Consider the following 22,054-nt stretch of genomic DNA (forward strand, 5'->3'; position numbering starts at 1 on the left):
TACCGGGGATGGGGTCGAACGCGCAGGCCGGATGCTGCGTTGCATCAAAATCGGACCAGAAGCGGTTAAAATTGCCCCTGGAATGCTGCAAGGCGTTGTTTCTTCACGCTCTTTCCCTGCTTCTTGCGCATCCTGACCCCTTTCCCCGCCAACGATTCCGCCCCCATGAAGAAATTTGGCAAGGCCCTACTCGCCCTGCTCGTGCTGCTGTTGCTGGTCGCCGCACTGTTCCTGTACTGGCCGCTGACCCAGCGCTCGGTGCCCGCCGCGAGCAACGACAAGCCCGTCGATGTCGTGCTGGTCGGCGCCGGCATCATGAGCATCACCCTGGCCACCTACCTGCAGGAACTGCAGCCGGACTGGAACATCCAGGTCTACGAGCGCCTCGACGGCGTCGCCGGTGAAAGCTCGGACGGCTGGAACAACGCCGGCACCGGCCACTCGGCATTCGCCGAACTGAACTACACCCCGGAACTGCCCGATGGCAGCATCGAGACCAAGCGCGCGGTCGGCATCGCCGAATCGTTCGAGGTCTCGCGCCAGTTCTGGTCGCACCAGGTGAAGGAAGGGCGGCTGAGCCAGCCCAGCGACTTCATCAACCCGACCCCGCACATGAGCTTCGTCTGGGGCGATGACAACATCGCCTACCTGCACAAGCGCCAGCAGGCGCTGGTGAAGAACCCGCTGTTCTACGGCATGCAGTACTCCGAGGACCCGGCGCAGATCAAGCAGTGGGCACCGCTGCTGATGGAAGGCCGCGACCCGAAGCAGAAGGTCGCCGCGACCTGGATGCCGTTGGGCACCGACGTCAACTTCGGTGTCATCACCCGCCAGCTGACCGCCGGCCTGCAGCACAGCCCGAACTTCGGCCTGCACCTCAACCATGAGGTCAGCGCCCTGCGGCAGAACGTGGACAAGAGCTGGAACGTGACGGTGAAGGACCTCAAGGCCGGCACCGAATCCACCACCCACGCCCGCTTCGTGTTCATCGGTGCCGGTGGCGCCGCGCTGAAGCTGCTGCAGATGTCGGGCATCCCGGAATCGAAGGACTACGCCGGCTTCCCGGTGGGCGGCCAGTTCCTCGCCTTCCAGGGCCAGGACGTGACCTCGCGCCATGGCGTGAAGGCCTACGGCATGGCCGAAACCGGTTCGCCGCCGATGTCGGTGCCGCACCTGGATGCGCGCAAGCTGGRTGGCAAGCCGGTGGTCCTGTTCGGGCCGTTCGCGCTGTACAGCACCAAGTTCCTCAAGCACGGCTCGTGGTGGGACCTGTATTCGTCGGTCAACCACAACAACGTCGGCCCGATGCTGGAAGTGGGCAAGGACAACCTGGACCTGGTTCAGTACCTGATGGGCCAAGCGCGCCTCAACGACGCCGATCGCCAGGCCGAACTGGTCAAGTACTTCCCCAACGCCAAGCCGGGCGACTGGAAGCTGGTCACCGCTGGCCAGCGCGTGCAGATCATCAAGCGTGATCCGCTGAAGGGCGCGGTGCTGCAGTTCGGTACCGAGATCGTGACCGACAAGGACCACACCCTCGCTGCGCTGCTGGGCGCTTCGCCGGGTGCCTCGACCTCGCCGCCGATCATGCTCGACCTGATGGCCAAGGCCTTCCCGGAACAGATGAAGGCCGGTTGGGAAGCCCGCCTGCGCGAGATCGTTCCTTCGTACGGCCGCAAGCTCAACGAAAGTGCCGCGCTGACCAACGAGATCCGCACGTTGACCAGCCAGACCCTGCACCTGCCCTACCTGGAGGTTCCGGTGGAAGCAGGTACGACGCCTGCACTGGCACCGACGGCCGCGCCGGCGCCGGCCCCGGCCAAGGAAAAGCGCAACGCCAACGAAGAGCTGCAGGCGCTGTAAGCCTGCGCTTGGCGGATGCCTGCGGACGGCCACCTTCGGGTGGCCGTCTGCGTTTGCGCGCGGCGACGGGGCGGAGCCCTCCCGCACGGGAGGGCTCTGCCCCGTTCCGGGAGGCCCCTCGCAGGACCAGGGCCCAGTGCCTGCGGCAGTGGGATCCAACCCCACCCTGACGCTTGCTGCGCGCCTGAAAGTCCCTGCGCAATGACGCGAATTGTAATGTTGTTAAGAATTATTTACATTTGCGTCCTGCGCAGTGACCGCGCCCCTCCCAGATGGACCTGACGTGCCCGAAGCCGCCGCCCCGGGTGCTGGACGACTGTTGCCGCCCCTTCCCCGCCTCTACGCTTCGAGCCCGCCATGACCCAGATTTTCCCCAGCCGCCTGCCCCGCCGTGCGCTGCTGCCCGCTGCCCTGCTGTCCTGCCTCACCCTGGCTGCGCCGTCGGCATTGGCCGAGGTCGCTGCCGACGCCTCCGATGCCAAGACCCTGGACCGGGTGAGCGTGCGCGCCGAGCAGTCCGCGCCGCCATCGAGCACCACCCGCCTGCCGATCACCCTGCAGGAAACGCCGCAGTCGTCCACGGTGATCGGCCTGCAGCGCCTGCAGGACGAATCGTTGTTCAGCCTCAACGACGTGATGCGCAATGTCACCGGCGTCAGCGTGTCCTTCTATGACACCCAGCGCCCGCTGTACTACGCGCGTGGTTTTGCCATCACCGATTTCCAGGTGGATGGCATTCCCACCTACAGCGGCTCGACCAACCAGGAATACGACACCGCCTTCTATGACCGGGTGGAAGTGATCCGCGGCGCCAACGGCCTGCTCAGCGGCGCGGGTGTGCCGTCGGCCACGGTGAACCTGCTGCGCAAGCGCCCGGGCAAGGAGTTCGACGCTTCGTTCTCGGTCAGCGCCGGCAGCTGGGACTACCGCCGCATGGAAGCTGACGTGACCGCGCCGCTGACCACCGACGGCCGCTTCCGCAGCCGCGTGGTCGCCGCCTACACCGATCGCGATTTCTATTACGACCGCTACAAAGAGAACAAGATGGCCGGCATGGCCGTGCTGGAAGGCGATGTGACCGACAGCACCACGGTGACCGTCGGCTACCAGACCCAGGACAACAACCCGGTGGGCTCGACCTGGGGCACCGTGCCGTTCTTCGACAGCCAGGGCAACTTCGCCCATCTGCCGCGCTCGACCAACCTGGCACCGAAGTGGAGCTACTGGCAGCGCGAGACCAGCACGGTGTTCGCCAACCTGGAGCAGCGCTTCGGTGACAACTGGCTGCTGAAGATCAACACCGCCTACACGCGTGGCAACGTGCAGAACATGCGCCTGTACGGCACCGGCAATCCCGACCCGGTGACCGGCGCGGGCATCTACCTGCGCACCGCCGCCGGCGATTCGGAAGACACCCGCCGCAACGTCGACGCCTACCTGACCGGCACCTTCAACCTGTGGGGCCAGCAGCACGACGTGACCGTGGGCGCGCAGTGGGCCGACCTGGAAGGCACCACCAACACCCTTGCGCTGAACTATCCGCGTGACTGGGCTCGTTGCGGCAGCGAGCGCTGCTACTACATTCCCAACGTGCACACCTGGGATGGCGACATCTCCGAAGTCACCTACACCCTCACCGGCGCACGCCGCGTGGCCAAGACCACGCAGAGCGGCTTCTACCTGGCCACCCGCCTGCGCCTGGCCGATCCGCTGGCGCTGATCGCCGGCGCACGCCTGAGCCGCTGGCAGACCCAGACCCGCGCCTACAACGCGGCCGGCGCCTACACCGCCACCAGCGGCGCGTACAAGGTGAGCGATGAAATCACCCCGTACGTGGGCCTGGTGTACGACATCACCCCGAACGTGGCGGCCTATGCCAGCTACACCGCGATCTTCAACCCGCAGAACTACAAGGACCGCAATGAGAACCTGCTGGCGCCGGTGCAGGGCTCCAACCTGGAAGCGGGCCTGAAGACGCAGTGGTTCGACGGTCGCCTGACCGCCAACGCGGCGGTGTTCGAAGCCAAGCAGGACAACTACGCGGTGCGTGACATGAGCGTGCCGGAAGGCTCACTCAGCGACGGCAGCTCGGCCTACATCGGGGTCAACGGCACCAAGGCGCGCGGCTGGGAGGTGGACGTCAACGGCGAGATCCTGCCGGGCTGGACGGTCAATGCCGGCTATACCCACGTCAAGGTGACCCGTGCGGCCACCGATCTGCTGTACGCCAACCCGGCCGAAGACCTGCTGCAGCTCAACACCCAGCTGCAGCTGCGCGGCGCGCTGGAACGCCTGAGCATCGGCGGTGGCGTGCAGTGGCAGAGCAAGGTGCAGGGCTACAACATCCCCTACCCGCTCGGCGGCACGGTGACGGTGAACCAGCCGGCGTATGCGCTGGTGCAGTTCAACGCCAACTACCGCATCAGCGACAACTGGACGGCGACGCTGAGCGTGCGCAACGCGCTGGACAAGACCTACTGGGCCAACCTGGACTACAACAACTACGGCGAACCGCGCTTCGTGGCGGCCAGCCTGCGCTGGAAGTTCTGAGCCCCCCGGGAACGGTGGGTGCCGACCATTGGGGGGTGCCCACTGCTGGGGGTGGGTGCTGACCGTTGGGGGTGGGTGCCCACTGTTGGGGGTGGGTGCCGACCGTTGGTCGGCACGCTTCTGACGCTCCGCCACGACCCACGGTCGTGGCCCACCTGAATGGGCCCGCCACCGCGCGGGCCTTTTCTTTGCTGCACTGCGGGTTGCACACCCCTCCGTAATTATGGCGTAATTATCCCAACGCCATTCGGAAGTCCGTCGATGAACCCGAGTTGGGACACGCTGGAGCGGGGCCGCCAGGCGCGGCTGGAACGCGCCGCGCCATGGGCCAGGGGCCACGAGGTGGCGGCCGGCGATGTCGCCGAACTGCTGCACTCGCTGCTGGAACCGGGCGACAAGGTCTGCTTGGAAGGCAACAACCAGAAGCAGGCCGACTTTCTGGCCCAGGCCCTGGCCGACCTCGACCCGGCGCGGGTGCATGACCTGCACATGGTGCAGTCGGTGCTGTCGCTGCCCTCGCACCTGGATGTGTTCGAGCGCGGCATTGCCTCGAAGCTGGACTTCTCCTTCTCCGGGCCGCAGTCGGTACGGCTGGCAAACCTGGTGGCCGAGGGCCGCATCCAGATCGGCGCCATCCACACCTACCTGGAACTGTTCGGCCGCTACTTCATCGACCTGACCCCGCGCGTGGCGCTGGTCGCGGCGCACGCCGCCGACCGCCACGGCAATCTCTACACCGGCCCCAACACCGAAGACACGCCGGTGATCGTGGAGGCCACCGCGTTCGGTGGCGGCATCGTCATCGCCCAGGTCAACGAGATCGTCGACACCCTCCCCCGCGTCGATATCCCCGCTGACTGGGTCAACTTCGTGGTGCAGGCACCTCGCCCGAACCATATCGAACCTCTGTTCACCCGCGACCCGGCGCAGATCTCCGAGATCCAGGTGCTGATGGCGATGATGGCCATCAAAGGGATCTACGCCGAGTACGGGGTGAACCGGCTCAACCACGGCATCGGTTTCGATACCGCAGCCATCGAACTGCTGCTGCCCACCTACGCCGAATCGCTCGGGCTGAAGGGAAAGATCTGCCAGCACTGGGCGCTCAATCCGCACCCGGCGCTGATTCCAGCCATCGAATCGGGTTTCGTCAAATCCGTGCACTCGTTTGGTTCGGAACTGGGCATGGAGAAGTACATCGCCGCGCGCGGTGATGTGTTCTTCACCGGCGCCGATGGTTCGATGCGCTCCAACCGCGCGTTCTCGCAGACCGCAGGGCTGTATGCCTGCGACATGTTCATCGGCTCCACCCTGCAGATCGACCTGCAGGGCAACAGCTCCACCGCAACGCGCGACCGCATCGCCGGCTTTGGCGGTGCACCCAACATGGGTTCGGATGCACGCGGCCGCCGCCACGCCAGCGACGCCTGGATCAAGGCGGGCCAGCAGGCCGCGCGGCCCGGCGAGATGCCGCGCGGGCGCAAACTGGTGGTGCAGATGGTGGAAACCTTCCGCGAGCACATGGCGCCGGCCTTCGTCGACCGCCTCGATGCCTGGGAACTGGCCGAGCGCGCGAGCATGCCGCTGCCGCCGGTGATGATCTACGGCGACGACGTCAGCCATGTGCTGACCGAAGAAGGCATCGCCAACCTGCTGCTGTGCCGCAGCCCGGAAGAACGCGAGCAGGCGATCCGCGGCGTGGCCGGCTATACCGCCGTGGGCAGGGCACGCGACCGCGCCATGGTGGAAAACCTGCGCGACCGCGGAGTGATCCGCCGCCCGGACGATCTCGGCATCAACGTGCGCGATGCCAGCCGCGATCTTCTTGCCGCGCGTTCGGTGAAAGACCTGGTGCGCTGGTCCGGCGGTCTGTACGACCCGCCCAAGCGCTTCCGCAACTGGTAAGGGCCACGCCATGGAAACCCTCGACTATCGATTCGCCGGCACGACGCCCGTGTGCTTCCCCACCGATGCGGTGCTGGTGGGCGTACTGGCCTCGGGCAACCTGGAAATCCTGCTGGAACCGGCCGACCTGGACGGTGCGATGACCGTGCGCATCATCACCGCTGCACGTGGCTTCGGCACGGTCTGGCAGGCGGTGATCGCCGACTTCGCCCAGCGTCATCCCCTGCGCGATGTACGCGTGTCGATCAACGATGCCGGCGCTACACCGGCGGTGGTCAGCCTGCGCCTGGACCAGGCCGTCGAGACCCTGCTTGCCGGAGGCCAGCCATGACGCTCGCACAGCGCACCAGCTATTACGAAGCCGATGCCCGCGCGCGCATCGCCGGGCTGCTTGATGCAGGATCGTTCCGCGAATTTCTCGGCCCAGCCCAGCGCGCCATCAGCCCGCATCTGGCGCAGCTGGACCAGCCGGCCGCCTTCGACGATGGCATCGTCGTCGGTGAGGGACACCTGCACGGCAAGCACGTGCTGGTGGCCGCACAGCAGGGTGAATTCATGGGCGGCGGCGTGGGTGAGGTGCATGGTGCCAAGTTGACCGGCCTGCTGCGCCGCGCGGCGGACCCCCATCCCGATGGCGTGCTGCTGCTGCTCGATACCGGCGGTGTGCGCCTGCATGAAGCCAACGCCGGGTTGATCGCCATTTCCGAAATCATGCGCGCCACGCTCGGCGCGCGGGCCGCCGGGATACCGGTGGTGGCGCTGATCGGCAGCGGCAACGGCGCCTTCGGCGGCATGGGCATCGTCGCCCGCTGCTGCAGTACGGTGATCATGTCCGAAGAAGGACGGCTGTCGCTGTCCGGCCCCGAAGTGATCGAGACCGTGCGCGGCGTGGAGGAATTCGATTCGCGCGACCGCGCATTGGTGTGGCGGGTGACCGGTGGCAAGCACCGCTACCTGATCGACCAGGCGCAGGTGCTGGTGCCCGATGCGATCAGCGCGTTTGCGCAGGCGGCTTTTGATGCGCTGCAGCCTGACACCGCCAGTGCCGACCCCGACGCGGCACTGGCTGCGCTGCAGGCACGCCACGCCGCGTTGAAGGCGCGCGTACAGGCGTGGGGCGACTGCAACGATGGCCTGCAGATCTGGGCACGCCAGGGCATTGCCGACCCGGAACGTCTGGCGCTGCTGGAAACCGATGCCTTCCTTGCCGCCACTGCGCACCGGAGCCTGCCATGAGCCTGCCATTGAATTCGCTGCTGGACGCACTGTTCCCGCGTGGCCATACGATCGCGGTGAACGATTCGGTACTGACCGGCACAGCGACCACCGACGACGGTGAGGTGACGGTGATCGGCACCACCGACAGGATCGAAGTCGGTGTGGACCACGCGCTGGTGCTGGCCGACACCGTGCTGGCCAGCACCGCTGCACATCCGCAGCGTCCCATCGTGATGCTGGTCGATACCGCCGGCCAGCGGCTGGCGCGCCGCGATGAACTGCTGGGCATCAACGGCTACTTCGCCCACCTCGCACAGACCCTGGACCTGGCCCGCCGCCGTGGCGCGCGCCTGGTCACGCTGGTCTACGGCGAATCGGTCAGCGGCGGCTTCCTGTCGTTCGGGCTGATGGCCGACCTCATCCATGCCCTGCCCGATGCGCAGGTGCGGGTGATGGATCTGCGCGCGATGGCACGGGTGACCAAGCAGCCGTTGGAAAAACTGCAGGCGCTCAGCCTGACCTCGCCGGTGTTCGCACCGGGCGTGGAGAACTACGTGGCGATGGGCGCAGTGCAATCGCTGTGGGATGGCGATCTGGCGCATCACCTGCTGGAAGCACTGCGTGCAGCCGTCGACGGTGACCATCGCGCTGCACTGGGCGCCGAACGGGGTGGCCGTACGCTGGCTGCGCAGGTGGCCATCGCTGTGAGCCACGGCAATGCCTGAGCGGCCGGCCCGGCACACGCTGGTCTGGCTGTCGGCCGATGCCGATTGGCGGGCCGACCTGCCCGTGCACGAGCCGCGTCTTGCCGCCTGGTTCGCGCAGGGCTTCCCTGCAGTGGTCGCGCGTCGTGCCGCGGATGATGCCGATCCGCGCCTGCGATTGGGCGTTCCGTTGCCACCGGCCGAAGGCAAGCAGCGCCTGTCGTTGCGCGTACCGCTGTGCGACGTCGCTGGCATGCGCGCTCCGCCGACGTTGAGCGAGCTGCTGGCAGCAGGCGACGCAGGTGTTCCACAGCCGTGGCAGGAATCACTCCACGACCTGCAGGCACTGGCCCCGGCCCGTGTGTTCGGCGCCTTCGCCTGGCAATGGCTGACCGCCCTGCCCTATGTACATGGGCGTTCGGACATCGACCTGCTGTGGCAGGTGACCGATGCCGCGCAGGCCGAGGCGCTGATCGCACAGTTGCTGGCATGGGAGACCCGCCACCCGCATCGCCTTGATGGCGAGCTGTGCCTGCCCGATGGTGGCGCGGTGAACTGGCGCGAACTTGCCGGCCGCAGTCGCCAGGTACTGGTGAAACGTCTTGATGGAGCCGCATTGGAAGCGCGTGATGCACTGTTCGCCACGCGCGAGGCGATCGCATGATTGCCGCCCCGAAGCCGTTGCCGGCACGCGGCGCGGTGGTCGACAGTGCTCGCCTGGGACGGCTGGCCATTGCCAGCCTGCACGCCGAACTGGCGTGCGCCCCGAAGCCGGGCCTGGTCACCCCGTTCGACAGCGGCAGCCATGACGACATGGATGCCGGCACTTTCCTGCGCAGTCTTTTCGCCCTGCGCCACTACTTCACGGCGGTGGCCAGGGCCGGTGCCGCCGGCGCCCCCTTCAAAGTGCTACGCGATCACGGTATCGCCGCTGAAGCGGCCATGCTGGTCGCCACCGCCGGCATCAACACCCATCGCGGTGCGATCTTCAGCCTTGGCCTGCTGGTGGCCGCCACTGCTGAGCGCAGGCGCGTGCATGGCCATGCCGTGTCGGGCGCGCAGGTGTGCCTGGCGGTTCAGCAGTGGAAAGACGCGCTCATCGCTGCGCCGCTGGACCCGCACAGCCCGGGACAGCGCGCACGTGCGCGTCATGGGGTCTGCGGCGTACGCGAACAGGCTGCCGCCGGCTACCCGGTGCTGCGTGAGCTGGCCCTGCCTGCCCTGCGCCATGCGCTGGACAGCGGCCTGCCGCGCGACGCCGCGTTGTGCCAGACGCTGATGCAGCTGGTGGCACAGGTGGACGATCTGAACCTGCTGCATCGCGGCGGTACCGAGGGCCTGCGCTGGGCGCAACAACAAGCGGCCACATTCCTTTCCGCCGGTGGCGCCTTCGCGCCGGACTGGCGCATGCGCCTGCAGTCCATCGGCGATGCGTTCGTGAGGCGTCGGCTCAGCCCGGGTGGCAGTGCCGATCTGCTGGCCTGCGCCTGGTTCCTACTGCAGCAGGAGGGCGCATGAGCCTGGCCCTGCTCTGCCCCGGACAGGGTGCGCAGCATCCGGCGATGTTCGACCATGTGCGCGGCATGGCCGCTGCACGCGCGGTACTGGATGCGGCGAGCGACGCGCTGGGGCGCGATGTGTTCGCGGCCGCGGCCGACGACGACCGCTTCGACAACGCACAGGCGCAGCCGCTGCTGTGCGCCGCCAGCATCGCGCACTGGCATGCCCTGCGCGGCGCCGTGCCGGACCCGATCGTGGTGGCCGGGTACAGCATCGGCGAACTGGCGGCACATGCCATCGCCGACAGTTTCGACGTGACCACCTGCCTGTCCCTGTCGGCGCAGCGTGCACGATTCATGGACGCCGTCAGTCCGGTCGATGCCGGAATGCAGGCGATGCTGGGGCTGGATCGACAGACGGTGCAGACATTGTGCGAAATCCACGGCACGCACGTGGCGATCGCCAACGGCACAGATCATTTCATCGTTGGCGGCACGCTGCCGGCACTGCGTGCGCTGGCCGCTGCCGCGCACGCACAGGGTGCCGAGGTGCGCGTGCTGCCGGTACATGTGCCGGCGCATACGCCACTGCTGTCGGCGGCGGTCGCACCGTTTGCCGCCGCACTGCAGGCCACTACGTTGCACGCACCGCGCCTGCCGCTGCTGGCCGGCATCGACGCACGGCCGGTGCGAGACACCGCAGCGGTGGTGCACACGCTGTCCGCGCAGCTGGCACAGACCATCGAGTGGGCACAGGTGATGCGCCAGGCCTTCGAGCGCGGCGCGCGCGTGTTTCTGCAGCTGGGCCCCGGCAACGCACTGGCACGCATGATCGCGCCGGCCTATCCGTGCTGCGAGGTACGCGCGATCGAGGAATTCCAGAGCCTGGACGGCGCGGCGGCGTGGGTCCGCAGCGCGCTGCAGCGGCTGCAGTAACGGGTTTGAGCAGTACGTAACGCGCAGTACGTAACAGGCCATACCCCGGGATGGCGGGCCTCCATCCGTGCAACACGCGAATCAGGTGTCTGGGAGGGCGCATGACTCCACAAATTGCAACGATCATCGGTCTGGTGATCATGTTCATCGTCGCCACCGCGATGCCGATCAACATGGGCGCCGTCGCCTTCGCACTGGCCTTCATCGTCGGCGGGCTCTGGGTCGACATGGGGGGCAAGGAGGTTCTCGCCGGCTTCCCGGGCGACCTGTTCCTGACCCTGGTCGGCATCACCTACCTGTTCGCCATCGCGCAGAAGAACGGCACCATCGACCTGCTGGTGCACTGGGCGGTGAAAGCGGTACGCGGCCATATCGTGGCCATCCCGTGGGTGATGTTCGTGATCACCGCCGTGCTGACCGCCTTCGGCGCGCTGGGCCCTGCCGCGGTTGCGATCATCGGCCCGGTCGCGCTGCGCTTTGCCAAGCAGTACAACATCAATCCGTTGATGATGGGCCTGCTGGTGATCCATGGCGCGCAGGCCGGTGGCTTCTCGCCGATCAGCGTGTACGGCAGCATCACCAATGGCGTGGTGCAGAAGGCAGGCCTGGAAGTCACCGAAATGGCGGTGTTCCTGACCAGCCTCGGCTTCAACTTCATGATGGCCACGATCTGCTTCTTCGCCTTCGGCGGCATCGCGCTGCTGCGTCGCGGTTCGATCACGGCGACAGGTGCGCTCGGCAGTGCGGAACTGGCCATGGCCGGCGGTCCGCAGGCCTCATCGAGGCAGTTCGCCATCGAAGGCCACGGTGCCCTGGTCGCAGCCGGTGGTGGCACCCTGTCCAACGATCCGGTGGCACTGGATGCGGTGGGCCTGACCCGCGAGCGGCTGTTCACCCTGATCGGCCTGCTCGGCCTGGGTGTGGCCGCACTGATCTACAACCTCAACGTCGGCCTGGTCTCGATCACCGTTGCAGTGGTGCTGGCCCTGCTGTCCCCGCAGAGCCAGAAGGGTGCGGTGGACGGCATCAGCTGGTCCACCGTGCTGCTGATCTGCGGCGTGGTCACCTACATCGGCGTGCTGGAACATGCCGGTGCCGTGGACTTCATCGGCCACGGCGTCTCCAGCATCGGCATCCCGCTGCTGGGGGCGCTGCTGGTCTGCTACGTGGGCGGCATCGTCTCCGCGTTCGCCTCGTCAGCAGCGGTGCTGGGCGCCACCATTCCGCTGGCGGTGCCGTTCCTGATGCAGGGCCATCTCAGTGCCGCTGGCGTGATCTGCGCGCTGGCCATTTCCTCCACCATCGTCGATGTCAGTCCGTTCTCGACCAACGGCGCACTGGTGGTGGCCTCGGCCGCGAAGGAAGAACGCGAAACGCTGTTCCGCCGCTTCCTGGTCTACAGCGGCCTGGTGGTGGCATTCGGCCCGCTTCTGGCGTGGCTGGTGTTCGTGGTGCCGGGCTGGATGTAAATGCCTGCGGTAGTGCCGGTCGCTGGCCGGCAACCTCGTGGATCCGTCGAGCGATCACGGGTTGCCGGCCAGCGGCCGGCACTACCTGGCGTTACACTTTCCGCATGACCATCGCTCCCGCTCCGCGTCCTCCGAAGAAGCGCGCCCCTCTGTATGAGGAGGTGGCCGAACACGTGCGCGAGCGGATCTACGACTACCGCCTGCCGCCGGGCGAGTGGATCGACGAGCCGGCGCTGTGCGAGGAACTGGCCATCAGCCGTACGCCCCTGCGCGAAGCGCTGAAGCTGCTCGCTGCCGAAGGCCTGGTGCAGATCGATGCCGGCCGCGGCGCACGGGTAACCCGGCTGACCCTGGAAGACCTTAACCAGCTGTTCCCGGTGATGGCGATGCTGGAAGGCCGCTGTGCGCATGAAGCGGTCAAGCACATCGACGACGCCGGCGTGCAGCAGCTGGAAGAACTGCACGCGGCGATGGAAGCGGCCGCCGCCGAGGGCAACATCGCCGAGTACTACCGCAACAACTACCTCATCCACGAGACGGTGCAGCATTACGCCGGCAACCCGTGGCTGATCCGCATCACCCACGACCTGCACCGCATCCTGAAGATGCATCGCGGCCGCCAGCTGCTGGCGCCGGGCCGCACCGCGCAGTCGCTGGCCGAACACCGCGAACTGATGGACTGCTTCCGCCAGCGCGATGCTGCAGCCGCCGAACGCACGATGGAACGCCACCTGCTCAGCCAGGGCCAGGCCTTGGCCGCGTATGTGGCCAGCGGCGGATTGTTGAACGTGCCTGCGCCATTGCCGACCGAAGGCGGAAGCTGAGTTCATGGGGTTGCCGGCCAGCGGCCGGCACTACCGGGGCATGACCTCGCCTCAATCGCCGCCGCCACAGCTGCCGCCGTCTCCGCCCCCACCGCTGTCGCCACTGCTGCAGTCGGAACTGCTGTAGCTGTGGTGGCTGTTGCTGTCTCCGGAATAGCCCCCGGAGAAATCGGCCGGTCCACCGCTGCTGCCATCAGCGCGCGCGGGCGAACCATCGGCGGTGGCCATCGCCATGCACACGATCGCGCCGACCAGTGGCAGCAGCCACACCACCAGCAGCTGCCCGGCGCGACTGCTGACGGGAAGGTCGTCGCGGCCCAGCACCACGAAGCTGGCCACCAGGTTCAGCCCCAGCACCAGGGCAATCAGGACGAGGGTCACAGCCAGCATGGCGCAGCTCCCTGCGACGGGTTCGGGCCCGCAGACGATACCACCGCCGCCGGTTCGCCCTGCCTGTCATGAAGATGGGACAATGTGGGGCGCGCCGGCCTGCCCTCGGGGCCGCCGGCCCCCCTGCACCACACGGAAGAAGAAGAACAACAACATGCTGAAAGTCATTTTCGATACCGACCCGGGCGTCGACGACGCGCTGGCTCTGCTATACCTGCACAAGCACCCGCAGATCGACCTGATCGGCGTCACCACCACCTTCGGCAATGCCTCGGTGGAGTCGACCACCCACAACGCGCTGTACCTGAAGCAGGCTTGGGGCCTGTCCGCGCCGGTCGCGCGCGGCGCCGGTGGCCCGCTGCAGCCCGAAGCCACCCCGGAAGCCTGGCCGGTGCACATCCACGGCCACAACGGCCTGGGCAACCATCCGGTGCCGGAGGCCTTGGATGTGGCCGCTGATGCGCGTCCGGCCCACCAGCTGATCATCGATCTGGTCCGCGCCCATCCGGGCGAAGTGACCTTGGTGGCGGTCGGCCGCATGACCAACCTGGCGCTGGCCCTGCAGCAGGCCCCGGACATCGCCGGCCTGGTGCGTGGCGTGGTCCTGATGGGCGGTGCGTTCCACGTCAACGGCAACATCACCCCGGCGGCCGAGGCCAACATCTGGGGCGACGCGGAAGCGGCCGACATCGTGTTCACCGCCCACTGGCCGGTCACCGCGATCGGCCTGGACGTGACCACCCGCGTCGAGATGAACCGCGACGGTCTGGACAAGCTGGCCGCGATCGGCGGCGCCGATGCCGAACTGGTGCGCGCCCTGTCGCAGGACTACGTCGACTTCTATCTGCAGGCCGGCCACAAGGGCATGGTCGTGCACGACTGCTGCGCCTGCATCGCCCTGACCCGCTCGGAGCTGTTCCAGTTCGAGCGCGCCAGCGTGCGCGTGGCCACCGACGGCGTCGCCCGTGGCATGACCATTCCCAAGCCGGAAGGCATGGGCTTCGGCCCCAGCGTGTGGGACGGTCACGTGCTGCAGTCCATCGCCATCGGCGTGGATGCGGCCGCAGTGCTGGCCGACATCGAGCAGACCCTGAAGGTCTAAGCGCTCACTGCCCGCCCCGGGACACGGGGCGGGTCTTCGGCACGGTCTCCGGCAGCGTCCACAGCACCGGCAGCACCAGCACCGCCACCAGCGCGATCATCGCCCCCGGCGCCGCCGCCCAACCGCTGCGTTCCACCCACCATTGCGCCAACCACGGCGTCGCCCCGCCAAACACTGCGGTGGCCATGGTCACCCCCAGCGCCAGACCACTGACCCGGCCCTCGCCAGGGAACTGCTCGGCCGTGGCCGGTGCCGCCACCGCACTGATACCGCCGGCCACACAGGCCAGGCTCACCGCTGCCAGCACGATGCCCAACGGCGCAGCAGACGCCATCCAGCCAAACATCGACAGCGGCAGCAGCGCCGCCAGCACCGTCAGCCCCAGCAGCAGCGGACGCCGCCCGAAGCGATCGGACAGCGCCCCGCACAGCGGGGTGATCGCGATCACCGCCACCGCCGCAATCGTCGACAGCCACAGCGCATCACCTTCGTCGTGCCCCTGTGCGTGCAGGAATGCTGGCACATAGGTGATGCCCACGTAGTAGGTGATCGAACCCAGTGCGGAAATCGCGAACGTGCGTGCCACCGCACCAGGATGGTTGCGCAGGACATGCCGCAGCGGCGTAGCCGGAATGCTGCCTTCGCGCCGCTGCCGTTCGAACTCCGGCGATTCGTGCATGCCCGAACGCGCGATCAGGATCACCAGTGCCAGCGCCGCGCCGAAGAAGAACGGGATCCGCCAGCCCCAGCTGTCCAGCTGCGGCGCAGGCAGCAGGGCCACGGTGAGCGCGGAGATGGCCACTGCCAGCAGCGCGCCGACTTCGCTGGCCGCCGAGGCCAGCGAGGTGACCAGACCACGTCGTCGTGCCGGCGCGCTTTCCAGAAGATAGGCGACCACGCCGGTGTATTCGCCGCCCACGGAAAACGCCATCACGCAGCGCAGGATCAACAGCAACACGCCAGCAGTCGCACCGGCCGTAGCGGCCGTCGGCAGCAACGCGGTGGCCAGCATGGCCGCGGCCATCAACGCCATCGAGGCCAGCAGCATCCAGCGCCGGCCGAGCCGGTCGCCCAGGTGGCCAAAGCACAGCGCACCGAGCGGACGCATCAGGTAGGACACCGCGAAGCCGGCCAGGGTGACCAGCATCGCCTCTTCGCCACCGCCGAAGAACACCCGCGACAGCACCGTGGCGAAGTACAGGTACAGGGTGAAGTCGTACCACTCCACCACCGTGGACAGGCCGGCCACCCACATCGAGCGCTGCCGTCCTGCGGTCATTGCGTGCTTTCCTTCATGGCCGCAGCGTGTCATGAAGGCGGTGACGATGCAGTGGATCCACGCCATGCGTGGATGGTCGCCCTCCTTGGCAAACGGGGTCAGAGCCCTTTGCTATCTGCAAAGGGATCCGACCCCACCACATCACGGCGCCCGGCGCAGGGTGATCATCGTAATCTCCGACGGCACGCCGATGCGCGCCGGGAACCCGGCCCACAGGCCGGCACCGTTGCTCACGTACAGCGTCATGCCATCCACCGCATAGCGGCCGGAAACGAAGCCGCCGTTGGCGCGCTTCACCAGCTGGTCCATGCCGATGATCTGGCCGCCATGGGTGTGCCCGGAGAGTTGCAGCTTCACCCCGCGTGCAGCGGCCTCGCGTGCATTGCGTGGCCGATGGTCGAGCAGGATCACCGGTGCGGCGAGGTCGGCACCGGCCAGCGCGGCCTCCAGATCGGGCAGTGGCAGGCCATAGCGCGAAGCCACGGGGTCGGTGACGCCGGCGATGGTCAGTGCCGCCCCGCCACGGCGCACCTGGGTGTGGCTGTTTTCCAACACCTGCATGTGTAGTGCACGGAAGGCCTGCATCCATTCCCTGTACTGCGCGTAGTACTCGTGGTTGCCGGTGATGGCGATCACACCGTCCGGCGCACGCAGGTCCGCCAGTGGGGTGTAATCATTGCGGCGCGCCTGCACGCTGCCGTCGATCAGGTCGCCGGTGATCACCACCAGGTCCGGTTGCAGTGCGTTGCTTGCAGCCACGACCTGGCGCACCCAGTCGCCGGTCAGCAGGCGGCTGGCGTGGATGTCGGTGAGCTGCAGCACACGGTAGCCATCGAAGGCCTGCGGCAGGCCGCTGATGGCCACCTCGATCTGCCGTGGCTTGGGTACGGCCATGCCCTGGCTGACACCGAAGGCACTGAGCAGCAGCGCCAGCACCGCGGCAGACGGGCGCAGCGCCTTGCTGCGCAGTACGGAAAGGGCGCGCGGTGCGCGCAGCAGGCGCGCAGCCAACAGGCCGGCGTCCAGTACCAGCAACACCAGGGCCAGCAGCAGCACGGCGGTGGAACCGGTGGCCAGCGTGGCAATGGCCATCTTCGGAATTTCCGGCGAGGCCATCGTGCCCCAGAAGCTGGCGACGATGCGCAGCTGCACGGCAATGGCCACCAGCAGGACGGACAGCACCACCTTCAACCAGACGGGCAGGCGCAGTGGCCAGAACAGGCGCCAGGCCACATACAGGCCCATCAGAAAACCAATCGTACTCAGCACTACGACAATCCAGAACGGCAAACAGGCCCGCTATGGTGACGGCAGAAGATGGCAATGGATAGAGCCGGGCATGGGCCCAGCCCTACCATCGTCACGCCTCCGGCAGGCGTTCCACCCGCAACCGCGTGATGCGCCGCTTCTCCATCGCCAGCACGGTGATGCGGATCCCGGCCACCTCCAGCGTGTCGCCGATGTCGGGCAGGCGCCCCAGTTGCTCCAGCACCAGCCCGGAGATGGTCATGTAGTCGGCACTGCGCGGCAGCGACACGCCGGCCAGCCGCTGCAGGTCGTCCAGGGTCAGCGCGCCGTCGGCGTCCCAGCAGTCCTCACCCTGTGCGATCACGCCATAGCGCTCGTCCTGGGTATCGGCCAGGTCACCGGCGATGGCCGCCAGCAGGTCATTGGCAGTCACCAGGCCTTCCACGCTGCCGTACTCGTCCACCGCCACCGCCAGCGGCACCGGGTGCTGGCGGATCAGCTCCAGGGCCTGCAATGCACTGGCGCTGGACAGCACGTACTGCGGCTCGCGCAGGTTGCCTTCCAGCTGCAGTGGCTTGCCCTGCAGCAGGTCGGCCAGCAGGTCGCGGCTCTGCACCACGCCACGCAGGCTGTCCAGGTCACCGTCGCCCACCAGCATCCGCGTATGCGGCGACGCCACCAGGCGTGCGACCACGTCGTCGTCACCGCGCGCCATGTCGATCCACTGCACGTCGGCACGCACGGTCATCACGCTCGAAACCGGGCGGTCAGCCAGGCCCAGCACGCTGCGGATCATCTCGTGCTCGGCCGGCTGCAGGCGTTCTTCGGTACTGCCGCGTTCATCGGCTTCTTCTTCATCGTGGCCATTGGCCTGGCGCGCGCCCAGCAGGCGCAGCACTGCATCGGCGGTGCGCTGGCGGAACGGCTGGCGCTGCTCGTTGCGCTCGCGGTTGAAACGTATCCACTGGTTGAACGCTTCCACCAGGATCGAGAACGCGATGGCCGCGTACAGGTACCCCTTCGGAATCTTGTAGCCCAGGCCCTCGGCCACCAGGCTGAAACCGATCATCAGCAGGAAGCCCAGGCACAGCACCACCACGGTCGGGTGCTTGTTGACGAAGCGGGTCAGCGGCTTGCTGGCCAGCAGCATCAGCACCATCGCGATGGTCACCGCCGCATACATCACGCCGAGGTTGTCGACCATGCCGACCGCAGTGATCACCGAATCCAGCGAGAACACCGCATCGAGCACCACGATCTGCGCCACCACCATCGCAAAGCTGGCATAGACCTTCTTGCCGTCCTCGTGATGCTCGCGCCCTTCAAGCCGTTCGTGCAGCTCCATGGTGCCCTTGAACAGCAGGAACAGGCCGCCGCCGAGCAGGATCAGATCGCGGCCGGAGAAGCTGTGCTCCAGCAGCGTGACCAGTGGTTCGGTCAGTTTCATGATCCAGGCCAACGCAGCCAGCAGCACCAGCCGCATCAGCAGCGCCAGCGCCAGACCGATCACCCGCGCGCGGTCGCGCTGGTGCGGTGGCAGCTTGTCGGCCAGGATCGCGATGAACACCAGGTTGTCGATGCCGAGAACGATCTCCAGCACGACCAGGGTTGCAAGGCCCATCCATATCGAGGGGTCAGCCAACCATTCCATTTCAGGTCCGTTTCGTCAGTAAGGGGGAAGTGGTGCGGTGCAGGCGCGCGGCGCAGCCAGGCTCAATCCGCATCCTGCGCCTGTGCAGGGTCATGCCCGAGCAGGTCGCCGGGGCTGCATTGCAGTTCGCGGCAGATCGCATCGAGGGTGGAAAAGCGGATCGCGCGCGCCTTGCCTGTCTTCAGGATCGACAGGTTGGCCAGGGTGATGTCGATGCGACCGGCCAGCTCGGACAAGGTCATGCCGCGTTGCTGCAGCATGCGGTCCAGAGTGATGACGATCGCCATCAGATCACGCCATCCAGATCGTCGCGCATCGCGGCGCCGACGGTGAACACGCGCGCCAGCACGAACAGCATCAGCACGGCCACCAGGCCGGTGATCGACATGCCGCCGCCCACCTCCATCCACGCAAAATCCGGCCCCATCCAGCTGGCGTACAGGCCGATCACGATGGACAGCACCTCCATCGCCAGCATCAGCCAGGCCATGCGTTGCAGGCGTACGGCATTGGCATGGGTGAAGGGGCGTTCCTTGGCCGCAGAACGCAGCAGCCGCGCCAAGTGGCGCAGGAACACCAGGCACAGCACCAGCAGCGCAACGATGGCGGCCAGGCCCACGCAGAAATGCAGGAACAGATGCGAACCGTGCATGGCCGCGGCCTGCGCGTCGTGCACGCTGTCCAGCAGCCAGCTGCGGTCGTAGGCCACCAGCGGCACCGCCAGCAGCGCGGCCAGGATGCCCAGCCAGCACATCGCGCGCACCGCCTGCACGGCGGTCTGGGCCAGAGTGAACAAGCCGCGCGCAGGAAGGACGCGGGCGGGACGAGCGGTCAAGCAGCCTCCGATGTGGAGCGGCCCTGCCGCCCCGGGGTGGATTTATCGATAAACGATATATCACATCCCCGGGCTGTTGGCTGAATCGCGTGTACTCCGGCAGCGCTACCGGGCGGGCGGCGGTGCAGGCGGCGCGGCCTGTTCGAGCATCGCCTCGCCCGGCGAGGCCGAGGCCATCGCCTGCACCCCCGCCTCGGCGGCCTGCCGGGTGACCAGCCGGAAGCGCACGCGCAGCTTGCTTTCGCCCGGCGTTGCCCAACCGTACTGGATCGCCACCTGGTCGCCGGACAATGGACCGCGCGAGGGCAGCGAGCGGATCTGCAGCGGCTTCGGTGCGGCCTGCATCAGCCGCGCGAAGCCCTTCTGCACCACTGCCGGGTCGGCCTTCTCGGCATACACGGTGCAGGTGCCATCGTCGGCCCAGCTGACCGCATAGCGGCCACTGGCCAACGGCACCATCCATGCCATGCCCGGCTGGCCCTGCAGCAGCGTGGCGGCCTCGGCCGGCTGCAGCGGCGTCAGGCCATTGGCATCCATCAGCGACTGCAGCCGCGCCGGCGCGCCGATGTGCTGCATGCAGGCCGTGTCGAACAGTTCGCTGAAGGGATCCTGCGCCGGTGCCTTCGGCGCACGCGCAGGCTGGGCCATCACCACGATCGGCAGCAGCAGGCCAGCGATCAGCCAGGGCGCAGGGCGCATCGGAACTCCACGGAACGGAAAACAGCGGGGAGGATGACAAAGCCGGGAGGCAGTACGCAACGGGCACGCCCGCGCTTGACATCACCTGCCACCAGGGGGAACATCAGTTAACGAATTAGTTAACTGCAACCATGGATCGCATCTTCGAAGCCCTGGCCTCCACCGCACGCCGGCAGATCCTGGCCTACCTCAGCGCCGGGGAACTCAGCGCGGGCGAGCTGGCCGAGCGCTTCGATTTCAGCAAGCCGGCACTCTCCAGCCACCTGCGCATCCTGGAAGACGCCGGCCTGATCGAACGCGAGAAGCGCGGCCAGTTCGTGTACTTCCGGCAGGTGCCCGACCGCCTGGCCAACACGCTGTTTTCCTGGGCTGCCGAAGTCTGTCCGGTCGGCGGCCCGCTGAAGCGCGAAGCGCGCGCACGCCGCAAGACACCCGCCCGCTGAGGAGCACTGCGATGCCCGGTTCGACCCGCACCAGCCGTTCGTTCCCGAGTATCCAGCTTCCGGCACACGACGGTGGTGGCCCGGTGGAAGTCACCCTGATCGCGCAGCTCGGCATCGGTGGCGGCGATGCGCTGGTGAGCGATGCCAGCCAGCGCCAGCGCCACCACCCGGCCTTCATCGATGCGCTGGACGAGCCCTCGGCACGGCTGGGTGGCATGCACCTGCAGCACGGCGATCCGTCATCGCTGTACAGCTTCGTGGTGGGTGCCGGCGGCCATCCCTTCCACCGCCATGCCGGGCCGCGCATGTTCACCGCCATCGCCGGCAGTGCCGGTGCGGAGCTGCGGTTTGCCAGCGCATCCGATCAGCAGCTGGCGGACGATCCCTCGCACTTCCTGCGGTCGCTGCGTCGTGTCCGCATCCCGCCCGATTGCCTGTTCACCGTGCGCTTTGGTGGTGGCACCTGGCACCAGTTCGCCTCGAACAGTCCTGCCCACCCTGCCCTGTTCGCGCTCTCGTGCCACAGCAATGAACTGGCCGGGGCAATGAGCGCGCAGGCGCGCGCACTGGCACAGGCAAACGCCGCGGACATTCCCAGCCTGACCGACGTGCTGCCAGCGGCGCACTGGCCCAGCGCAACCACACTCGCCGCCACGCCGTTGCTGCAACTGTCACTGCAGGCGGCAGCGCCCAGCCTGCGCGCGCGCCTGTGCATGCAGATGCGCACGTTGCTGGGGCCGCTGCGCCGCCTCAACCTGGAGCCACTGCGCGGATTCGTGGAGCGGGCGACGCCGGCGTACCCGGTCTGCAGCAGCGCGTCGTCGCCTTCAGCGGGAATGCTCGCCAGCGCCCTGCCGCACGGTCACTACAACGACACGACCACGCTGACCCTGCACGGCGGGCAGACCCGCCATCGATCGGCCTCCGCCCTGCTGGCCGACATACTGGACGGGTTCCTGCGCAACCCGCCGGCGGGCGTCGGCCGCTTGATGGCCCTGCGCAATCGTCTGGTTGCACCACTGCGTCTGCGCACCTCGCCGCTGGGCTGCCCGGTGTCGTCGCTGCTGTCCACCGATCGCAGCCGCGTGTTCGGCGGACGTTTCCCGGTGCTGGATGCCCGAGTAGATGCGGAAGACCGGTGTGCCGAAGTGCTGCTCGGCGCAGACGACCGCCATCTCCGCTTCCGCAGCAGCGTGCGCGTGCAGTTCTGCGAGGACGGCCAGGTCCAGATCAGCTTGGGCTCGCGCGTGCAGACGCTCAATGCGTTTGGCCGCTTCTACATGGCCATGATCGACAGCGCCCATCGCCATTACGTGGCCCCGGCACTGCTGCGCCGCGCCGTTGAACATGCGCTGGCACCGGAACTGGCCGCGTGGTCCGGCACGCCTGCACATTCCTGAGCTGCGGCAGCACTGTGCAGGGGCCCTGTGCAGCCCCCG

The 22,054-nt window shown here is 67.5% G+C and carries 21 protein-coding genes; 14 read left to right on the forward strand and 7 right to left on the reverse strand.

Annotated elements, in window-relative coordinates; genetic code table 11:
• Nucleotides 1–165: 165 nt before the first annotated feature.
• The 11 genes from mqo to AB4Y98_RS04255 all read left to right on the forward strand — a co-directional run bounded on the left by mqo (nucleotide 166) and on the right by AB4Y98_RS04255 (nucleotide 12,968).
• Nucleotides 166–1,863 (forward strand): malate dehydrogenase (quinone), encoded by a 1,698-nt coding sequence (mqo, locus tag AB4Y98_RS04205; RefSeq protein ID WP_442243838.1) that lies wholly within the window; start codon nucleotides 166–168, stop codon nucleotides 1,861–1,863.
• 357 nt (nucleotides 1,864–2,220) lie between these two features.
• Entirely contained in the window at nucleotides 2,221–4,413 is a 2,193-nt protein-coding gene (locus AB4Y98_RS04210) for a TonB-dependent siderophore receptor (RefSeq protein ID WP_442243839.1), read from the forward strand.
• A gap of 261 nt (nucleotides 4,414–4,674) precedes the next feature.
• On the forward strand, nucleotides 4,675–6,318 hold the full coding sequence (mdcA, locus tag AB4Y98_RS04215) for a malonate decarboxylase subunit alpha (RefSeq protein ID WP_442243840.1): 1,644 nt from the start codon (nucleotides 4,675–4,677) through the stop codon (nucleotides 6,316–6,318).
• A 10-nt stretch (nucleotides 6,319–6,328) separates the two neighbouring features.
• Nucleotides 6,329–6,649, forward strand: a complete 321-nt coding sequence (mdcC, locus tag AB4Y98_RS04220) for a malonate decarboxylase acyl carrier protein (protein ID WP_248150543.1) — start codon at nucleotides 6,329–6,331, stop codon at nucleotides 6,647–6,649.
• Nucleotides 6,646–7,554: a biotin-independent malonate decarboxylase subunit beta gene (locus AB4Y98_RS04225; protein ID WP_442243842.1), complete on the forward strand. Its 909-nt coding sequence runs from the start codon at nucleotides 6,646–6,648 to the stop codon at nucleotides 7,552–7,554. The genes mdcC and AB4Y98_RS04225 overlap by 4 nt, the downstream gene beginning before the upstream one ends.
• 2 nt (nucleotides 7,555–7,556) lie before the next feature.
• Nucleotides 7,557–8,261 carry a biotin-independent malonate decarboxylase subunit gamma gene (mdcE, locus tag AB4Y98_RS04230; protein WP_442243930.1) on the forward strand — a complete coding sequence of 235 codons (705 nt, stop codon included), beginning with the start codon at nucleotides 7,557–7,559 and terminating at the stop codon, nucleotides 8,259–8,261.
• A complete protein-coding gene (gene mdcG, locus AB4Y98_RS04235) occupies nucleotides 8,254–8,904 on the forward strand; it encodes a malonate decarboxylase holo-[acyl-carrier-protein] synthase (RefSeq protein ID WP_442243843.1) in 651 nt (216 codons plus the stop codon). The genes mdcE and mdcG overlap by 8 nt, the downstream gene beginning before the upstream one ends.
• Nucleotides 8,901–9,758, forward strand: coding sequence for a triphosphoribosyl-dephospho-CoA synthase MdcB (mdcB, locus tag AB4Y98_RS04240; RefSeq protein ID WP_442243844.1), 858 nt, complete (start codon nucleotides 8,901–8,903; stop codon nucleotides 9,756–9,758). Before mdcG ends, mdcB begins: the two co-directional genes overlap by 4 nt.
• Nucleotides 9,755–10,675 (forward strand): malonate decarboxylase subunit epsilon, encoded by a 921-nt coding sequence (gene mdcH / locus AB4Y98_RS04245; RefSeq protein ID WP_428703388.1) that lies wholly within the window; start codon nucleotides 9,755–9,757, stop codon nucleotides 10,673–10,675. Before mdcB ends, mdcH begins: the two co-directional genes overlap by 4 nt.
• 101 nt (nucleotides 10,676–10,776) lie before the next feature.
• The gene (locus AB4Y98_RS04250; protein WP_442243845.1) at nucleotides 10,777–12,144 is read left to right on the forward strand and encodes an SLC13 family permease; all 1,368 of its coding nucleotides are present in this window, start codon (nucleotides 10,777–10,779) and stop codon (nucleotides 12,142–12,144) included.
• Between the two features lie 104 nt (nucleotides 12,145–12,248).
• Nucleotides 12,249–12,968, forward strand: a complete 720-nt coding sequence (locus AB4Y98_RS04255; protein WP_312112709.1) for a GntR family transcriptional regulator — start codon at nucleotides 12,249–12,251, stop codon at nucleotides 12,966–12,968.
• Nucleotides 12,969–13,019: 51 nt separating this feature from the next.
• Here AB4Y98_RS04255 and AB4Y98_RS04260 read toward each other — a convergent pair whose 3' ends face one another.
• Nucleotides 13,020–13,358, reverse strand: coding sequence for a hypothetical protein (locus AB4Y98_RS04260; protein WP_312786881.1), 339 nt, complete (start codon nucleotides 13,356–13,358; stop codon nucleotides 13,020–13,022).
• Nucleotides 13,359–13,512: 154 nt separating this feature from the next.
• Here AB4Y98_RS04260 and AB4Y98_RS04265 point away from each other — a divergent pair, with 154 nt between their 5' ends.
• Nucleotides 13,513–14,460, forward strand: a complete 948-nt coding sequence (locus AB4Y98_RS04265) for a nucleoside hydrolase (protein ID WP_442243846.1) — start codon at nucleotides 13,513–13,515, stop codon at nucleotides 14,458–14,460.
• Nucleotides 14,461–14,464: 4 nt separating this feature from the next.
• Here AB4Y98_RS04265 and AB4Y98_RS04270 read toward each other — a convergent pair whose 3' ends face one another.
• The 6 genes from AB4Y98_RS04270 to AB4Y98_RS04295 all read right to left on the reverse strand — a co-directional run bounded on the left by AB4Y98_RS04270 (nucleotide 14,465) and on the right by AB4Y98_RS04295 (nucleotide 20,172).
• The gene (locus AB4Y98_RS04270) at nucleotides 14,465–15,739 is read right to left on the reverse strand and encodes an MFS transporter (protein ID WP_033832073.1); all 1,275 of its coding nucleotides are present in this window, start codon (nucleotides 15,737–15,739) and stop codon (nucleotides 14,465–14,467) included.
• Between the two features lie 141 nt (nucleotides 15,740–15,880).
• Entirely contained in the window at nucleotides 15,881–17,017 is a 1,137-nt protein-coding gene (locus tag AB4Y98_RS04275) for a metallophosphoesterase (protein WP_442243931.1), read from the reverse strand.
• 82 nt (nucleotides 17,018–17,099) lie between these two features.
• A complete protein-coding gene (locus AB4Y98_RS04280) occupies nucleotides 17,100–18,638 on the reverse strand; it encodes a TerC family protein (RefSeq protein ID WP_442243847.1) in 1,539 nt (512 codons plus the stop codon).
• Nucleotides 18,639–18,700: 62 nt separating this feature from the next.
• Nucleotides 18,701–18,925, reverse strand: coding sequence for a helix-turn-helix domain-containing protein (locus tag AB4Y98_RS04285; protein WP_025873919.1), 225 nt, complete (start codon nucleotides 18,923–18,925; stop codon nucleotides 18,701–18,703).
• Nucleotides 18,925–19,392, reverse strand: a complete 468-nt coding sequence (locus AB4Y98_RS04290) for a DUF2975 domain-containing protein (RefSeq protein WP_313252008.1) — start codon at nucleotides 19,390–19,392, stop codon at nucleotides 18,925–18,927. Before AB4Y98_RS04290 ends, AB4Y98_RS04285 begins: the two co-directional genes overlap by 1 nt.
• A gap of 186 nt (nucleotides 19,393–19,578) precedes the next feature.
• On the reverse strand, nucleotides 19,579–20,172 hold the full coding sequence (locus AB4Y98_RS04295; RefSeq protein WP_336025771.1) for an NMCC_0638 family (lipo)protein: 594 nt from the start codon (nucleotides 20,170–20,172) through the stop codon (nucleotides 19,579–19,581).
• Nucleotides 20,173–20,303: 131 nt separating this feature from the next.
• Here AB4Y98_RS04295 and AB4Y98_RS04300 point away from each other — a divergent pair, with 131 nt between their 5' ends.
• The gene (locus tag AB4Y98_RS04300; RefSeq protein ID WP_025873922.1) at nucleotides 20,304–20,615 is read left to right on the forward strand and encodes a metalloregulator ArsR/SmtB family transcription factor; all 312 of its coding nucleotides are present in this window, start codon (nucleotides 20,304–20,306) and stop codon (nucleotides 20,613–20,615) included.
• An 11-nt stretch (nucleotides 20,616–20,626) separates the two neighbouring features.
• The gene (locus AB4Y98_RS04305) at nucleotides 20,627–22,015 is read left to right on the forward strand and encodes a DUF2867 domain-containing protein (protein WP_363730407.1); all 1,389 of its coding nucleotides are present in this window, start codon (nucleotides 20,627–20,629) and stop codon (nucleotides 22,013–22,015) included.
• Nucleotides 22,016–22,054: the final 39 nt, after the last annotated feature.

Source organism: Stenotrophomonas sp. 2YAF26, from assembly GCF_052114625.1.
Taxonomy (GTDB): Bacteria; Pseudomonadota; Gammaproteobacteria; order Xanthomonadales; family Xanthomonadaceae; genus Stenotrophomonas; species Stenotrophomonas indicatrix.